At 73.0% G+C, this 15,346-nt stretch carries 15 protein-coding genes and 1 tRNA gene; 10 read left to right on the top strand and 6 right to left on the bottom strand.

From position 1 onward, the window contains the following. The first annotated feature begins 3 nt into the window (after positions 1-3). Entirely contained in the window at positions 4-1,176 is a 1,173-nt protein-coding gene (locus Q0858_RS00170; RefSeq protein ID WP_299049776.1) for an acyl-CoA dehydrogenase family protein, read from the top strand. Beyond that, positions 1,173-1,967 (top strand): enoyl-CoA hydratase/isomerase family protein, encoded by a 795-nt coding sequence (locus tag Q0858_RS00165; RefSeq protein WP_299049774.1) that lies wholly within the window; start codon positions 1,173-1,175, stop codon positions 1,965-1,967. The genes Q0858_RS00170 and Q0858_RS00165 overlap by 4 nt, the downstream gene beginning before the upstream one ends. A 37-nt stretch (positions 1,968-2,004) precedes the next feature. On the opposite strand, the gene Q0858_RS00160 is transcribed toward Q0858_RS00165, so the two are convergent. Next, positions 2,005-3,360, bottom strand: a complete 1,356-nt coding sequence (locus tag Q0858_RS00160) for an MFS transporter (RefSeq protein ID WP_299049772.1) — start codon at positions 3,358-3,360, stop codon at positions 2,005-2,007. Between the two features lie 153 nt (positions 3,361-3,513). Here Q0858_RS00160 and Q0858_RS00155 point away from each other — a divergent pair, with 153 nt between their 5' ends. Next, on the top strand, positions 3,514-4,140 hold the full coding sequence (locus Q0858_RS00155; RefSeq protein ID WP_299049769.1) for a hypothetical protein: 627 nt from the start codon (positions 3,514-3,516) through the stop codon (positions 4,138-4,140). Then, positions 4,137-5,294 (top strand): fumarylacetoacetate hydrolase family protein, encoded by a 1,158-nt coding sequence (locus Q0858_RS00150; protein ID WP_299049766.1) that lies wholly within the window; start codon positions 4,137-4,139, stop codon positions 5,292-5,294. The genes Q0858_RS00155 and Q0858_RS00150 overlap by 4 nt, the downstream gene beginning before the upstream one ends. A gap of 108 nt (positions 5,295-5,402) precedes the next feature. Here Q0858_RS00150 and Q0858_RS00145 read toward each other — a convergent pair whose 3' ends face one another. Genes Q0858_RS00145 through Q0858_RS00135 form a run of 3 tightly spaced genes read right to left on the bottom strand, consistent with a single transcriptional unit; the run spans position 5,403 to position 8,498 of the window. Further along, positions 5,403-6,245: an adenylate/guanylate cyclase domain-containing protein gene (locus Q0858_RS00145; RefSeq protein WP_299049765.1), complete on the bottom strand. Its 843-nt coding sequence runs from the start codon at positions 6,243-6,245 to the stop codon at positions 5,403-5,405. Beyond that, on the bottom strand, positions 6,242-7,084 hold the full coding sequence (gene menB, locus Q0858_RS00140) for a 1,4-dihydroxy-2-naphthoyl-CoA synthase (RefSeq protein ID WP_299049764.1): 843 nt from the start codon (positions 7,082-7,084) through the stop codon (positions 6,242-6,244). The genes Q0858_RS00145 and menB overlap by 4 nt, the downstream gene beginning before the upstream one ends. Positions 7,085-7,127: 43 nt before the next feature. Continuing rightward, the gene (locus Q0858_RS00135; RefSeq protein ID WP_299049762.1) at positions 7,128-8,498 is read right to left on the bottom strand and encodes an FAD/NAD(P)-binding protein; all 1,371 of its coding nucleotides are present in this window, start codon (positions 8,496-8,498) and stop codon (positions 7,128-7,130) included. A 258-nt stretch (positions 8,499-8,756) separates the two neighbouring features. On the opposite strand from Q0858_RS00135, the gene Q0858_RS00130 reads away from it, so the two are divergent. Continuing rightward, positions 8,757-9,101: a hypothetical protein gene (locus Q0858_RS00130; RefSeq protein ID WP_299049760.1), complete on the top strand. Its 345-nt coding sequence runs from the start codon at positions 8,757-8,759 to the stop codon at positions 9,099-9,101. 63 nt (positions 9,102-9,164) lie between these two features. Further along, the gene (locus Q0858_RS00125) at positions 9,165-9,812 is read left to right on the top strand and encodes a DUF6624 domain-containing protein (protein ID WP_299049759.1); all 648 of its coding nucleotides are present in this window, start codon (positions 9,165-9,167) and stop codon (positions 9,810-9,812) included. Positions 9,813-9,899: 87 nt separating this feature from the next. Here Q0858_RS00125 and Q0858_RS00120 read toward each other — a convergent pair. Next, positions 9,900-9,981, bottom strand: a tRNA-Tyr gene (locus Q0858_RS00120). Between the two features lie 103 nt (positions 9,982-10,084). On the opposite strand from Q0858_RS00120, the gene Q0858_RS00115 reads away from it, so the two are divergent. From Q0858_RS00115 to Q0858_RS00105, 3 genes are all read left to right on the top strand, one after another. Further along, positions 10,085-10,576: a YajQ family cyclic di-GMP-binding protein gene (locus tag Q0858_RS00115; protein ID WP_299049758.1), complete on the top strand. Its 492-nt coding sequence runs from the start codon at positions 10,085-10,087 to the stop codon at positions 10,574-10,576. Positions 10,577-10,718: 142 nt separating this feature from the next. Further along, positions 10,719-12,653, top strand: coding sequence for a 2-oxoacid:acceptor oxidoreductase subunit alpha (locus Q0858_RS00110; protein ID WP_299049756.1), 1,935 nt, complete (start codon positions 10,719-10,721; stop codon positions 12,651-12,653). Further along, complete coding sequence (locus Q0858_RS00105) at positions 12,650-13,753, top strand: 2-oxoacid:ferredoxin oxidoreductase subunit beta (protein WP_299049754.1); 1,104 nt, start codon at positions 12,650-12,652, stop codon at positions 13,751-13,753. Before Q0858_RS00110 ends, Q0858_RS00105 begins: the two co-directional genes overlap by 4 nt. A gap of 80 nt (positions 13,754-13,833) precedes the next feature. Here Q0858_RS00105 and Q0858_RS00100 read toward each other — a convergent pair whose 3' ends face one another. Next, complete coding sequence (locus Q0858_RS00100; RefSeq protein ID WP_299049752.1) at positions 13,834-14,271, bottom strand: hypothetical protein; 438 nt, start codon at positions 14,269-14,271, stop codon at positions 13,834-13,836. Positions 14,272-14,366: 95 nt separating this feature from the next. On the opposite strand from Q0858_RS00100, the gene rarD reads away from it, so the two are divergent. After that, positions 14,367-15,329, top strand: a complete 963-nt coding sequence (rarD, locus tag Q0858_RS00095) for an EamA family transporter RarD (protein WP_299049750.1) — start codon at positions 14,367-14,369, stop codon at positions 15,327-15,329. Positions 15,330-15,346: the final 17 nt, after the last annotated feature.

The raw sequence follows: 15,346 nt of genomic DNA, 5'->3' as shown, positions 1-15,346 counted from the left end.
ACCGTGACCCAGAGCACCGCAGCCCCCGCCGGAGCACTCAGCGAGGAGTTCGAGGCCGTCCTCGACGCCGTCCGCACGTTCGTGCGCAAGGAGGTCGTGCCCGCCGAGGACGAGATCGAGGAGACCGACACGATCCCGGCCCGTCTGCGCGAGCAGGCCAAGGAGATGGGGCTGTTCGGCTTCGCCATCCCCGAGGAGTACGGCGGCCTGGGCCTGAGCATGTCCGAGGAGGTCCGGCTCGTGCTCGAGCTGGGGTGGACGACCCCGTCGTTCCGCTCGATGTTCGGGACGAACAACGGCATCGCCGGCCAGGTGCTCGTCAACGCCGGCACCCAGCGGCAGCGCGAGCGGTGGCTGCCCGCGCTCGCGACCGGCGAGCAGGTCGCCTCCTTCGCCCTGACCGAGGCGGAGGCCGGGTCGGACCCGAGCCGGCTGCGCACCCGAGCCGTCCGCGACGGGGACGACTACGTCCTGCACGGCCAGAAGCGCTACATCACGAACGCCGGCGACGCCGACCTGCTCATGGTGTTCGCGCGGACCGACCCCGACGCCGCACCCGGCAAGGGCATCTCGGTCTTCGTCGTACCCACCGACGCCGAGGGCATCACCCTCGGCCCCAAGGACGCCAAGATGGGCCAGCGGGGCACCACCACCTGCGAGGTCGCCCTCGACGGCGTGAGGGTCCCTGCCGACCACCTGGTCGGCGAGGTGGAGGGGGAGGGCTTCAGCACCGCGATGCGCTCGCTCGCCAAGGGCCGGCTGCACATCGCGGCGCTCTGCGTGGGCCTCGCACAGCGCCTCGTCCACGAGTCCCTCACACACGCGACGACCGCGACCCAGGGCGGGACGCACCTGTCCGACTTCCAGCTCGTGCAGGGGATGCTGGCCGACTCCCAGGCCGAGACGTACGCCGGCCGCGCCATGGTCATCGAGGGCGCCCGCGCCTGGGACGACGGCAGCGACCGGCGCCTCGCGCCGTCGAGCTGCAAGCTCTTCTGCTCCGAGATGGTGGGCCGCGTCGCCGACCGCGCCGTCCAGATCCACGGCGGTCTGGGCTACATGCGCTCGGTCCCTGCCGAGCGCTTCTACCGCGACGCGCGCCTCTTCCGCCTGTACGAGGGCACGAGCGAGATCCAGCGGGTCATCATCGCGAACCAGATGGTGCGCGGCGCGTGAGCGGGGCGACCGCCGCCGGTCCCGCCGTCCGGACCGAGGACGTCGGCGCCGTCCGGGTCGTGACCATGGACCGACCTGCCCGACGCAACGCCCTCGACCTCGACGACCGTCGGGAGCTGCTGGCGGCCCTGGCCGCAGTCGAGTCCGACGAGTCGGTGCGGGCGCTCGTCCTGACCGGCGCGGGACCGGTCTTCTCCGCCGGCGGCGACATCGCCTCGATGTCCCCCGACCGCGAGGTCGCGAACGTCCGACTGGGTCTGGTCAACGATCTCGCCCGTCGACTGGTGCGCGGCCGGGTGCCGGTCGTGGCCGCTGTCGAGGGCGGGGCCCACGGCCTGGGGCTCGCGCTGGCCTGCGCGTGCGACGTCGTCGTCTCGGGTGCCGGCGCGCGCTACGCGGCGTCGTTCGTGAAGATCGGCCTCACCGCGGACACCGGGCTGCTGCACACCCTCCCCCGCCGCGTGGGCCCCGGCCGCGCCCGGGCGCTGCTGCTGACGGCCCGCACCCTCGACGCCGCCGAGGCGCTGGGCGCCGGGCTGGTCGACGAGGTCGTCACCGACGGGGAGGCTCTGCAACGCTCCGTGGAGGTGGCGACCGGGCTCGCGGCGTACTCCCGCGACGCCCTGGCCGCGACCCGCGCGGTCCTCGACGCCGGCCACCGCGACCTGGACGACGTGCTGGAGGCCGAGAAGCAGGCGCAGGTGCGCCTGCTCGCGGGCAGCGCGTTCGCCGAGGGGCAGGCGGCCTTCCTCGAGCGGCGTCGTCCCGACTTCCCGACCCACGGCGGCTGACGGCGGGCCCTGGAGTCGGCACGTCGCCGGGTCGGCGTCAGGCGGGGGTGCGCTCCGCGGTCGGGGTGTCGTCGGCGTCGACGCCGAGGTCGGTGCCGCGGGTCTCCCCCACCATCGTCACGGCGACGAACGAGATGGCGGTCAGCACCATCATGTAGACCGCGATGGAGACGCCGGTGTCGGTGCGCTGCACGAGGAGCTCCGAGATCAGCGGCGCGAACGCACCGCCGAGGACGGCGCCGAGCGCGTAGCCGATGGAGACCCCGGAGTAGCGGACGCGGGCGGGGAACAGCTCGGCGAACAGGGCGGTCATCGGGCCGTAGCTCAGGCCCAGGCCCACGTTGAGGAGGCAGATGACGACGCAGAAGGTGACGACGCCGCCGTTGTCCATGAGCCAGAACATCGGGATGAACCACACGAAGGTGAGGGCGAGGCCGATCTGGAACGTGCGCACGCGGCCGATGCGGTCCGACAGCGCACCCCCGCCCAGCGTCGTCGGCAGCCAGACGGCCGAGGCGATGACGATCGAGGCGAGCACGGGGACCTGGCCGAAGCCGAGGGCCGTCGTCCCGTAGCCGATGAAGTAGGCGATGACGAGGTAGCCGGCGGCGTTGGTGGACACGAACACGAGCGCGGTCAGGATCACCGTGCGGGTGTGGTGGCGGAAGAGCTCGGCGAGCGGGGCCGAGGACTCCCGGCGGCGCTGGAGCAGCTCGGCGAACACCGGGCTCTCCTCGACGGAGCGGCGGATCAGGTAGCCGATGACGATCAGCACGATCGACAGCAGGAACGGCACGCGCCAGCCCCAGGCCAGGAACTGCTCGGGGGTGGTGATGTTCGTGATCAGCAGCAGGATGCCGGTGGCCAGGATCAGGCCGCAGGGGACGCCGATCTGCGGGTAGGCGCCGAACAGGCCCCGCTTGTGCACCGGGGCGTGCTCGACCGACATCAGGGCGGCACCCCCCCACTCGCCGCCGGCCGAGAAGCCCTGCACGACACGGAAGAGGATCAGCAGGATCGGCGCTGCGACCCCGATCGAGGCGTACGTCGGCAGCAGGCCGATCGCGACCGTCGAGGCGCCCATCAGCAGCAGGGTCAGCACGAGCATCTTCTTGCGGCCCAGCCGGTCGCCGTACCGGCCGGCGACGATCGCGCCGAGCGGGCGGAACAGGAAGCTGATGCCGATCGTGGCCAGCGAGACGAGCGTGCCGAGGCCGGGGTTGTCGGTCACCATCGGCTCGATGAACAGCGGTGCCAGGACCAGCGTCGCGGCCTGGGCGTAGATGAAGAAGTCGTACCACTCGATCGTGGTGCCGGCGAGGGTGCCGACGAGGACCTTCCGCTCCTCGCGGGTGACGGGTGTCTTGGCAGGGGTGGGCGAGGTACGGCTCATGCAGGGTCTCCGAGTCGGTTCCGAGATCAGGGGGGCGGCCGCGTCGTCACGCGACACCGTTTTTCCGACCGAACGGTCGGCGGGGGACGGCGGGAGAACCGTAAGGAGGGTGTGACGCCCGACACAAGGCCTCCGGCGTGGCAGGTTGGTGCCGTGAGCACCTGGCACGGCTTCCTCGACGACCTCCGCCCCGCGGCCTCGCCGCCTCTCGACACCCCGTACGTCGGGCTGCGGGCGGTGCGCGACACCGACCTGCCCTCGGTGGCCGAGGGGGCGGGTCCGCTGCGGGTGGTCCTCACCGGCGGTGCCGCGCAGGTGGCCGGTCCGGTGGCGCTCGCCGAGCGGCGCGGGCTGTCGCTCGGCGCTCTCGACACGGCTCTCCGGGACGCCGCCGACCCCGCCGGCAACGCCCGCCGGGTCGCCGCCGCGCTCGACGCGGCCCCGCTGCCGGACGGGGCCCGGGTGCACGTGCGGCTCCCCGTCGACGGTCCACCGACCCCCGCGGGCCTGGCCGCCCTCGACGAGCTGGCGGTGCTGGAGGCGGTGGCCGTGCTCCCGGCGGACCTGTCCGCGCTCGAGGGGTGGCTGGACGCGGCACTGGACCGGGAGGTACCGGTCTCGCTGGTGTCCGGGACGCCCGCCCAGGCAGCGGACGCCGTCCTGGTCGCCGCCCGGTTGTGGGGGGACCCGGGGGACGCGGCGGTCGGCCGGCGCTTCGTCCTGTCCTGGCTGACCGACGACACCGTCGCGGCGGTCACCCACCTGGAGGGCCTCGCATGAGCGACTTCGGACCGGACCACCTCCCCTACGGCGTCTTCTCGACCCCCGGCACGCCGCCGCGGGTCGGGGTGCGGCTCGGCGACGGCGTGCTGGACCTGGCCTTCGAGACCGGCCGCGAGCACTTCGCCGCACCGTCGCTCAACCCGTTCATGGCCCTTGGCCCGGGGGCGTGGGCGGAGGCGCGCGAGGAGGTCAGCGCACTGGTCCGCGACGACGACTTCGAGCTGCTGCCGCTGTCGTCGGCCACGCTGCACCTGCCGTTCGAGGTCGCCGACTACGTCGACTTCTACTGCTCCGAGCACCACGCCGCCGGCGTCGGCCGGCTCTTCCGGCCGGACGCCGAGCCGCTGCTGCCGAACTGGCGCCACCTGCCGGTCGGCTACCACGGCCGCGCCGGCTCGGTCGTGGTCTCCGGGACCCCGGTCGCCCGCCCGTGGGGCCAGCAGGTGGAGGCCGGCGGCGAGCGGCCGTCGTACGCACCGAGCCGGAGGCTGGACCTCGAGGCGGAGCTCGGCTTCGTCGTCGGCGCACCCTCGGCCCCCGGGTCGACGGTGGCTCCGGACGCCCTCGCCGAGCACGTGTTCGGCGTGGTCGGTCTCAACGACTGGTCGGCGCGGGACGTGCAGTCGTGGGAGTACCGGCCACTCGGTCCCTTCCTCGGCAAGTCGTTCGCCACCTCGGTGTCGGCCTGGGTCACGCCGCTGGCGGCGCTGGACGCCGCCTGGGTGCCGCTGCCGGGTCAGTCCCCCGCGCCGCTCCCCCACCTCGCGCACGCCGCGGGCGCGGACGCCGCCGTCGGGCTCGACCTCGCCGTCGAGGTCGAGGTGGACGGCGTGGTGGTCTCGCGACCGCCGTACGCGTCGACGTACTGGTCGCCGGGGCAGATGCTCGCGCACCTGACCTCGAACGGGGCGGCGCTGCGGACCGGGGACCTCTTCGCCTCCGGCACCATCAGCGGCCCGGTGCCGGACCAGGTCGGCTCGCTGCTGGAGCTCACCGCGGACGGCACGCGCCCACGGCCGGGCGCGGACGGCTCCGCGGCCGGCCGGACCTGGCTCGAGGACGGCGAGGAGGTCGTGCTGCGCTACTCCGCCCCGTCGGCCACCGGCGGCCGCCTCACCCTCGGGGAGGTCGCGGGACGGGTCGTCGGCTAGGCCGCCGAGTCGCCGTACAGCTGCGCAGACGTGCCGACTCGACGCCGTACAGCTGCGCAGACGTGCCGACTCGACGCCGTGCAGCTGCGCAGATCTGCCGACTCGGCGTCAGGGGGTGAGCTCGCGCGGGGTGCGCTCCCGGTCGCGGTCCGGGCCCCAGAGGACGGGGTGGAGGGCGTGGCGGCCGGACAGCCCCTTGAGCTCGGCCGTGCGGGGCTCGGCGAGGGCGACGTCGTCGTCCGAGAGCGTCTCGACGACCGCGTCGGTGACCAGCACCTCTCCGCCCTCCGCCACGCCCGCCACGCGGGCGGCCTGCGCGACGTTGCGGCCGAAGATGTCACCCATCCGGTGGACGACGTCGCCGCGGTGGATGCCGATGCGGACGGCGAGGTCGGCCGCGCGTCCGCGCGTGTGGGCCTCCTGGACGGCGACCGCGCAGCGCACCGCCTGCGGACCGGTCGCGAAGCAGACCATGAAGCCGTCGCCCTGCGTCTTCACGACGTGGCCGTCCTGACGCTCGACACAGCGTCGGACGACGCGGTCGTGACGGGCGAGCAGCCGGACGAAGGCCCGGTCGCCGAGCTCGGAGTTCAGCTCGGTGGACCCGACGAGGTCGGAGAACAGGATGGTCACGGTGCCGTCGTGGGCGGCCATGCGCACCAGGTCGGGCCGCTCCACCCGGGCCCAGTCGGCGAGCTCCTCGACCGAGCTGCGCAGCGCTCCCGTCACGCCCCGCTCACGCACCAGCGACGCGGTCTCCCAGACCGCCTTCACCGTCTCCTGCGGCGACGGCACGCGGCGGCGCCGACGGCGACCCTCCGACAGCGCCTCGAGGCGGGCCCGGAGCACCCGACGGCTGCGCCGGGCACCCAGCCACAGCCCGGCGAACGTCGCGGTGGAGGCCCCGAGGCCGCCCACCGCGACCAGCAGCACGATCTCGAGGGTGGTCACGGACGGCGCGGGAACTGCCCGAAGTCGGGGGTGCGCTTCTCGCGGAACGCGTTGCGGCCCTCCTGGGCCTCGGGGTTGCCGTAGAAGAGCAGGTTCGCGTCGTGGGCGAGCTGCTGGATGCCGGCGTACCCGTCCTCGTGGGCGTTGACGCTGAGCTTGTAGAGCCGCAGCGCCCACGGCGAGAGGGCGAGCATCTCGCGGCACCACGCCACGGTGGTGGCCTCGAGCTCCGCGAGCGGGACCACGGTGTTCACCAGGCCCATCCGCTCGGCCTCGGCGGCGTCGTACTGGCGGCAGAGGAACCAGATCTCCTTGGCCTTCTTCGGCCCCACGAGGTCGGCGAGCAGACCGGCGCCGTACCCGCCGTCGAAGGACCCGACGCGGGGCCCGACCTGCCCGAAGCGGGCGTTGTCGGCAGCGATGGTGAGGTCGCAGACCAGGTGGAGCACGTGCCCGCCGCCGATCGCCCAGCCGGCCACCATCGCCACGATCGGCTTGGGGCAACGACGCATCGCGACGTGCAGGTCGGTGACGTGGAAGCGTCCGGTGGCGCCCTCGTCCAGCTTGTAGCCGGAGTCGCCGCGCACCCGCTGGTCACCGCCGGAGCAGAACGCCTTCTCCCCCTGCCCGGTGAGGATGATCGCGCCCACCGACTCGTCCTCCCGCGCCAGCTCGAGGGCGTGGGAGATCTCGACGAGGGTCTGCGGCCGGAAGGCGTTGTGGACCTCCGGGCGGCAGATCGTGATCTTGGCGATCCCGTCGTCGGTGGTCTCGTAGGCGATGTCGGTCCACTCGCCCGAGGGCGTCCAGACGGTCGGGGTGTCCTGCGCGGCGCTCATGCCCGACATTCTGCCGCCGGGACCGAACGGGCCGGCGCGAGGATCAGCGACGCGCCAGGTCGGGTCGTCGTACGACGCCCGCACCGTCGGCCAGCCGGGCCGCGAGGTCCGCGGCCTGCGCCCGGATCTCCGGCACGGCGGTGGTCTCCCACAGCGCCCCCTTGCGGGGCGGGCCGACCACGAGCAGGTCCTCGCGGACCTCGCCGGAGGCGTCGACGACGCGGCCGTCGGGCTCGCAGTGTGCACCGAGGCCGAGCGGGTCCCGCCTCAGCAGCCCGCGCTCGCGCAGCCGCACCGCCAGCGGCATGTCCGTGCGGTCGAGGTCCGGACAGGGGCCGGTGCAGTTCACGACCGCGTCGGCGTCGACGGCCGTCCCGTCGGCGAGGGTGACCCCCGCGGCGTCGCCGTGGTCCTCGACCGCGGCGAGGCCGCCGCCCAGGACGTGCAGGCGTCCGGTGGCCCGGAAGCCCTGGATCGCGGCAGCGACCTCGGGGGCCATGCGGTGGCGCGCCACCTCCCAGTCGCGGGCGTGCTCGGCGAGGAAGCGGCGCCGCTCCGTGACGTCGAGGCGCTGCCACAGCCGCTGCGTGAGGCCCCGCATGCCGTCGATGACCGAGCGCCAGCAGACCCCGGAGGCGGCCGCGCGGTCCACCTGCTCCCGCACGTGCGCGGCGTAGATGTCGGCGGTGCACGCGTCGTCCGAGATCGGGCGCACCCAGCTCGTGGAGCACGGCAGCGGGAGGTGGCGGTGCGGGACCATCCCGGTCCGGCTCACCATCCACACCTCACGGCCGGGCTCGTCGCCGAGCAGGGTCACCGCGGCGTCGACCGCGGTGAGCCCGCTGCCGACGAGGACGACGCGGGCGTCGGCGGGCAGCGACCGCAGCGCGCCGACGTCCCACGCGCTGGGCAGGTGCCACCCGGCGTCCGGGAGGGGGCGCCCGTCGACCGCGAGGGTGCCGGAGGGCAGGTTGCCGTAGGCGAGCACCACCGCGTCGGCGTCGGTGACGCCCTCGCTGCCGTGGACGGCGTACCCACCGCCGTCGCGGGGCTCGACGTCGGTCACGTCCTCGCGACGGCGTTCCAGCCGGCCGTCGTCGAGGTCGGTGAGCAGGTCGCGCAGGTACAGCGCGTACGTCGCCCGGGGCAGGAAGCCGATGGGGTCGGCCGGGTGGCCGTGGCGCTCGGCCCACGCCACGAGGTGGCCGGGCTCGTCGGCGAGACCGCTCATGTCACGGGTGCGCACGTTGAGGAGGTGACGCTCGTCGGTGGTGCTGTAGGCGAGCCCCTGCCCGACGGCGGCCGCACGCTCGTGGAGGACGACCCGCAGGTCGGTGCCGCGGCTCATCCGCAGGAGGTTCGCGGCGGTGAGGGTGCCGCTGGCGCCCCCGCCGACGATCGAGACGGTTCGCATGCCCGGGCTCCAATCCATCAAACACCACTGACTTTGACGACTTTAGCGGACCCGGGCGCAGGTGGCGATCCGGCGCGCCAGCCGCCCGACCACCGGCGCCCGACCACGGGGGCCCCGCTGATCTAGGCTGACCCGCGGCGCGACCCGGGCCACGACGAGCCCGGCGGACCCACCCCCGTCTACGAGCGACGGCGGTGGGCACCTACAGACAAGGTCCCGCGCCGCGGCGCAGCGATGGGGCAGCCAGCCAGGATGGAAGTGAGGGCCATGCACTTCCACGTCACCGAGTCCAAGATCGGCGACGTCCCGCACGAGGTGGGCGGCGACCACGTCCTGCCCTACCCGACCCGTCGGCCCACGTTCGACACCACCGCGAGCGCCGTCGACGCCGTCATGGGCGCGGCGTTCGAGTACTGGGGCACCCCCGCCGAGATCCACGTCGAGGTCTCCCTCGCGGTCGAGCTCAGCATGGGCAAGCAGAGCTCGCGCGACGGCGCGGTGGCCAGCTGGACCGAGGCCGAGGACGAGGGTGCCACGTGGGCCCTCCACGCCTGCGAGTGCGCCGACGGCACCCTCGCGCAGCTCTTCGCCGGGCGCGGCTGACCGACGCCACCGGCCCCTCGACCCCGGTACCGTGCGTCGCGGAGGGACGACGGGTGGTCGACCATGCGTGAGGGCTACGGGGTCATGACGCTCGTCGTCGCGCTCACCCTCGTCGGCTGCTCGGCCAGGGCCCCCGACGAGCAGGTGCCGCCGAGCCACTCCGTCGGGTCGGCGGCGGACGCCGAGCCGGACGTCGAGCCGGACGTCGAGCTCCGCGAGGACCTCCTGCGTCGCGCGGCCCTCGACCAGGCCGTGCGCGGCGGACCACCGCCGGACGGCATGACCGCCGACGAGGTGCCGCGCATCGACGAGGTCGACGCGAGCAACCAGGCCCGGATCGCCGAGGTGCTCGACGAGCACGGCTGGCCGGGCTGGAGCCTGGTGGGCAGGCGGGGATCCACCGCAGCCTGGACGATCGTGCAGCACGCCGACCTCGACCCGGAGCTGCAGCGCCGGGGTCTGGAGCTGCTGCAGGCCGCGGTCGAGGCCGGGGACGCCTCCGAGGGGGACCTGGCCTACCTCACCGACCGGGTGCGCGTCGCGGACGGCGAGCCGCAGCTCTACGGCACCCAGTGGTCACTGACCCGCTCGGGGCGCTGGATCCCGCGCACCCCCATCGAGGACCGGGCCGACGTCGACGAACGCCGCGAGAGCGCCGGACTGGACCCGCTCGCCGAGTACGTCGCGGAGCTGCGGTCGACGGCTCCGTAGCCGCTCGCGAGACACGGCCGGCACCGACGGACCAGGCCCCGACAAATCAGCCCCCGACCCGCATCGCTGCAGGTCGGGGGCCGGATGTGGCAGGTGTTGGATTCGAACCAACGAAGGCTGTGCCGGCTGATTTACAGTCAGCTCCCTTTGGCCGCTCGGGCAACCTGCCGGGGATGATCGGGGACCGTGTTGAGTGGTACTCCGACGCCCCGAGACAATAGCGCAGCCGTTCCGCACGCTCCCAACCCGCACCCGACCCTCTGGAGGCACCCGTGGCCGACTCCTCGTTCGACATCGTGAGCAAGATCGACCGCCAGGAGGTCGACAACGCGCTGAGCCAGACCGCCAAGGAGATCGCGACCCGCTACGACTTCAAGGGCACCGGCGCCACCATCGAGTGGAAGGGCGAGGAGGCCATCGAGATCACCGCCTCCGCCGACGACCGCGCCACCGCCGTACTGGACGTCTTCCAGGGCAAGCTCGTCAAGCGCGGCCAGAGCCTCAAGATCCTCGACGCCGGCGACCCCCGCCCCTCGGGCCAGCAGTCGAAGATCGGCATCGCGCTCAAGGAGGGCATCTCCTCCGAGGACGCGAAGAAGGTCTCCAAGCTCATCCGCGACGAGGGCCCCAAGGGCGTCAAGGCGCAGATCCAGGGCGACGAGCTGCGCGTCAGCTCGAAGAAGCGCGACGACCTCCAGGCCGTGCAGGCGCTGGTCAAGGAGCAGGACTACGACTTCGCGGTGCAGTTCACCAACTACCGCTGACCGCGGCCGGGGCGGCGCCCCGAGGGGGGTCACGTGACCAGCCTCACCCGGTCCTCGACGTCCACGGGCCGTCGTCGGGATTAGGTCACGCCCCCGTGTCGTTATCGTGGATCAGTCAGGCACGTCAACGACAGGGAGCCCCGTGGCATCCGCCAAGCAGGTCAAGCAACTCGACCGCGTCATCATCCGGTTCGCCGGCGACTCCGGTGACGGCATGCAGCTCACCGGTGACCGGTTCACCTCCGAGTCCGCCTCGTTCGGCAACGACCTGTCGACGCTGCCGAACTTCCCGGCCGAGATCCGCGCGCCCCAGGGCACGCTGCACGGCGTCTCGTCGTTCCAGGTGCACTTCGCGGACCACGACATCCTCACCCCGGGCGACGCCCCGGACGTGCTGGTGGCGATGAACCCGGCCGCGCTGCGCGCCAACCTCGGCGACCTGCCGAAGGGCGCCACCGTCATCGTCGACACCCACGACTTCACCGCGCGGAACCTCACGAAGGCCGGCTACACCGACAACCCGCTCGACGGCGACGACCTCGCGGAGTACGCCGTCCACACCGTCGACCTGACCGGCATGACGGTCGCGGCGGTCAAGGAGTTCGGGCTGTCGCGCAAGGACGCCGCCCGCGCGAAGAACATGTTCGCGCTCGGCCTCGTGTCCTGGATGTACGGCCGCCCCACCGAGGGCACCGAGGAGTTCCTCGCCAAGCGCTTCGCGAAGGTCCCCGACATCCGCGACGCCAACATCACGGCGTTCCGCACCGGCTGGAACTTCGGGGAGACCACCGAGGCGTTCGTCGTCTCCTACGAGGTCAAGCCCGCCCCGATGGCGCCGGGCACCTACCGCAACATCACCGGCAACCTCGCGCTCGCCTACGGTCTCGTCGCCGCCGGCGTGCAGTCCGGCCTCCCGGTGTTCCTCGGCTCCTACCCGATCACTCCGGCCTCCGACGTGCTGCACGAGCTCAGCAAGCACAAGGACCTCGGCGTGACGACGTACCAGGCCGAGGACGAGATCGCCGGCGTCGGCGCCGCCCTCGGCGCCTCCTTCGCCGGCCAGCTCGGCGTCACCACCACCTCCGGCCCCGGCCTCGCGCTCAAGTCCGAGACCATCGGGCTGGCCGTGATGACCGAGCTGCCGCTGCTCGTCATCGACGTCCAGCGCGGCGGCCCCTCGACGGGGCTGCCCACGAAGACCGAGCAGGCCGACCTGCTGCAGGCGATGTACGGCCGCAACGGCGAGTCGCCCGTGCCGGTCGTCGCGCCGCAGTCCCCGGGTGACTGCTTCGACGCCGCGATCGAGGCGGCCCGGATCGCGATCACCTACCGCACCCCGGTGCTGCTGCTGAGCGACGGGATGATCGCCAACGGCTCCGAGCCGTGGCGCGTCCCCGAGGTCGACGACCTGCCCGTCATCGACCCCGCCTTCGCGACCGGCCCCAACGAGGGCGACGCCTTCATGCCGTACCTGCGGGACGCCGAGACGCTGGCCCGTCCGTGGGCGATCCCCGGCACCGCCGGCCTCGAGCACCGCATCGGCGGTCTCGAGAAGGGCGACGGGCACGGCAACATCTCCTACGACCCGGCGAACCACGACTTCATGGTCCGCACCCGCCAGGCGAAGGTCGACCGTGTCGCCGACTCGCTGCCCCCGCTGGAGGTCGACGACCCCACCGGCCAGGCCCGCGTGCTGGTCGTCGGCTGGGGCTCGACGTACGGCCCGATCGGCGCCGCCTGCCGTCGGGTACGCCGGGCCGGCGGCCACGTCGCGCAGGTGCACCTGCGTCACCTCAACCCGTTCCCGAAGGACCTCGGCGAGATCCTCGGCCGCTACGACCGCGTGCTGGTGCCCGAGATGAACCTCGGACAGCTGTCGACGCTGCTGCGCGCGAAGTACCTCGTCGACGCCATCGGCTACAACCACGTGCGCGGGCTGCCGCTCAAGGCCGCCGAGCTCGCCGAGGCGATCGGTGAGCTCGTCTCCTCGGTCGACGGCGTCGAGCTCGACCTGTCCGGCGTCGGCCACGTCACGCGCGACCACGAGACCTCCTCGAAGGAGAGTGCGACCCGATGAGCACCACCGACCTGGGGTTCCCCACCCGCACCGGCACCGACGGCGTCCCCGCGCTCGACGCGGACGCCCCCAAGCAGACCGGCAAGGAGTTCACCTCCGACCAGGAGGTGCGCTGGTGCCCCGGCTGTGGCGACTACGCCGTGCTCAAGGCGGTGCAGTCCTTCCTGCCCGACCTCGGGCTGCGCCGCGAGAACATCGCGTTCGTCTCCGGCATCGGCTGCTCCAGCCGCTTCCCGTACTACCTCGACACCTACGGGATGCACTCCATCCACGGCCGTGCGCCCGCGATCGCCACGGGCCTGGCGACGGCCCGTGAGGACCTGTCGGTCTGGGTCGTCACCGGGGACGGCGACGCGCTGTCGATTGGCGGCAACCACCTCATCCACGCGCTGCGCCGCAACGTGAACATGACGATCCTGCTGTTCAACAACCGGATCTACGGCCTGACGAAGGGCCAGTACTCCCCCACCTCCGAGGCCGGCAAGGTCACGAAGTCGACGCCGATGGGCTCGGTGGACCACCCGTTCAACCCGATCTCGCTGGCGCTGGGCGCCGAGGGCACCTTCGTGGCCCGCACGATCGACTCGGACCGCAAGCACCTCACCGCGGTGCTGTCCGCGGCGGCCGCGCACCGCGGCACGTCGCTGGTGGAGATCTACCAGAACTGCCCGATCTTCAACGACGGCGCGTTCGACGCGATCAAGGACCGCGACACCAAGGACGAGGCGATCATCCCGCTCGTCCACGGCGAGGCCATCCGGTTCGGCACCCCCGGCGAGGACGGTCTCGGCCCCAAGGGCCTCGTCCGCAGCGCCTCCGGCGGCGTCGAGGTGGTCGAGGTCTCCGACGTCGACGCCTCCGACCTGCTGGTCCACGACGCCCACGCCGACGACCCGACGACGGCGTTCGCGATCAGCCGGCTCACGGACGCGGGCTACCTGCACCGCGCCCCGATCGGCATCTTCCGCAGCGTCGAGCGCCCGACGTACGACGACCAGGCGCGCGCCCAGGTCACCCTCGCCCAGGGCGAGCGCACCGGCGGCCGCGACGAGCGGCTGTCCGCGCTCATCGGCGGCGGCGACACCTGGACCGTCGTCTGAGCGACGCCTCGCCCGCGACACGACGAGGCCCCCACCGCGATGCGGTGGGGGCCTCGTGCGTCGGTGCGACCGTGCGTCGGTCAGCCGCGGGTGGCGACCAGGACCTGCGACTTGTCGCCGGTGTAGTTGCCGCGCGGCTTGACCTGGGCGAAGTAGTAGAACTTCCGGCCCGTGCGCGCCGGGGCGACGACCTTGGAGCTGTAGTAGCCGTTGTCGTTGGTCTTCACGCGGTTGTAGACCTTGTAGCCGCTCCTCGCCCGCGAGCTGCGCTTGATGAGGACCTCGCTGTTCGGGTAGTTCGGGGTCACCCGGCCGGTGAGGAACAGCCCGCTGCTCTTCTCCTTGCCGCGAGCGGTCACCTTCCGGCGCTGCTTGGCCTGCACGTCGGCGTCGCCGGCCGCCGGCGCGGACACGCTGGGAGCAGGGGCGATCGAGTCGGCCGAGGCCGACGAGGTGAGGGCCAGCGGGGCGAGACCGAGCAGTGCGGTCGAGACGGCCGCGGTGATCAGACGCTTCATTCGTTCCTCCGTTGCAAGACAAAGCGGGACGCGCATGACTTTCCCACATCCGCCCCACCCGAAACACCGAAGGTGCGGATTCCTATGCTCGTCTGGTGACCGGCATCCCGCGCACGGCCCCGGACGCCTCGGCCGCCGGCACCGACCCGGTCGAGCTGCGGCGCGGCTTCCTCCTCGGGCTCGCTGCGTACGCCATGTGGGGTGCGTTCCCCCTCTACTTCCCGCTGCTGGCGCCCGCCGGGGCCGTCGAGCTCCTCGCCCACCGCGTGCTGTGGTCCGCGCTGACCATGGTGCTGCTGCTCGTCGGGCTGCGGAAGGTGTCGTCGCTGCGCCGGATCCTGCGCGACCGGCGTCAGGTGGGCCTGCTGCTGGTCGCCGCCTGCGTGATCGCCGTCAACTGGGGCGTCTTCATCTGGGGCACCACCAACGGCCGCGTCATCGAGGTCTCCCTGGGCTACTTCATCAACCCCCTGGTGACCGTCCTGATCGGTGTCCTCGTCCTGCGTGAGCGCCTGCGGTCGCTGCAGTGGGCCGCGCTGGCCTTCGCCGGGGTCGCCGTGCTGCTGCTGACCCTCGACTACGGACGGCCCCCCTGGGTCTCGCTCACCCTCGCCTGCTCGTTCGGCACCTACGGGCTGGTCCGCAAGCTCGCCGGGGTCGGGGCCATCGAGGGCCTGACCTTCGAGTCGCTGGCGCTGGCCCCCCTCGCCGGCGGGTACGTCGGGTGGCTCGTCATCACCGGCGCGTCGACGTTCGGCACGGAGGGCCCGGTCCACGCCCTGCTGCTCGCCTCCGCCGGGCTGGTCACCGCCGTCCCCCTGCTCTGCTTCGGCGCCGCCGCCACCCGGGTCCCGCTGGTCACCATCGGCCTGCTGCAGTACGTCGCCCCCACCCTGCAGTTCCTCCTCGGCCTCTTCGTGTTCGGCGAGGACATGCCCGCCGAGCGGTGGATCGGGTTCGGCCTGGTCTGGCTGGCCCTGGTCCTGCTGACGGCCGAGACGCTGGGCCACCGGCACCGGTCGCGCCGACGTCCCGTCGTCCCCGAGGGGTCCTGCTAGCGCTGGTCCCGGGTCGG

Source organism: uncultured Nocardioides sp. (genome assembly GCF_947489365.1).
Lineage (GTDB): Bacteria > Actinomycetota > Actinomycetes > Propionibacteriales > Nocardioidaceae > Nocardioides.
Note: the sequence above shows the minus strand (reverse complement) of the source record. Positions and strands in the feature narration are given on the sequence as shown.

What these genes read in the sequence shown, in the direction of transcription:
- Q0858_RS00160 (WP_299049772.1), bottom strand. Translation starts at nt 3,360, where the DNA reads ATGAGCCGTACCTCGCCCACCCCTGCCAAGACACCCGTCACCCGCGAG.
- Q0858_RS00150 (WP_299049766.1), top strand. Translation starts at nt 4,137, where the DNA reads ATGAGCGACTTCGGACCGGACCACCTCCCCTACGGCGTCTTCTCGACC.
- menB (WP_299049764.1), bottom strand. Translation starts at nt 7,084, where the DNA reads ATGAGCGCCGCGCAGGACACCCCGACCGTCTGGACGCCCTCGGGCGAG.
- Q0858_RS00135 (WP_299049762.1), bottom strand. Translation starts at nt 8,498, where the DNA reads ATGCGAACCGTCTCGATCGTCGGCGGGGGCGCCAGCGGCACCCTCACC.
- Q0858_RS00125 (WP_299049759.1), top strand. Translation starts at nt 9,165, where the DNA reads ATGCGTGAGGGCTACGGGGTCATGACGCTCGTCGTCGCGCTCACCCTC.
- Q0858_RS00105 (WP_299049754.1), top strand. Translation starts at nt 12,650, where the DNA reads ATGAGCACCACCGACCTGGGGTTCCCCACCCGCACCGGCACCGACGGC.
- Q0858_RS00100 (WP_299049752.1), bottom strand. Translation starts at nt 14,271, where the DNA reads ATGAAGCGTCTGATCACCGCGGCCGTCTCGACCGCACTGCTCGGTCTC.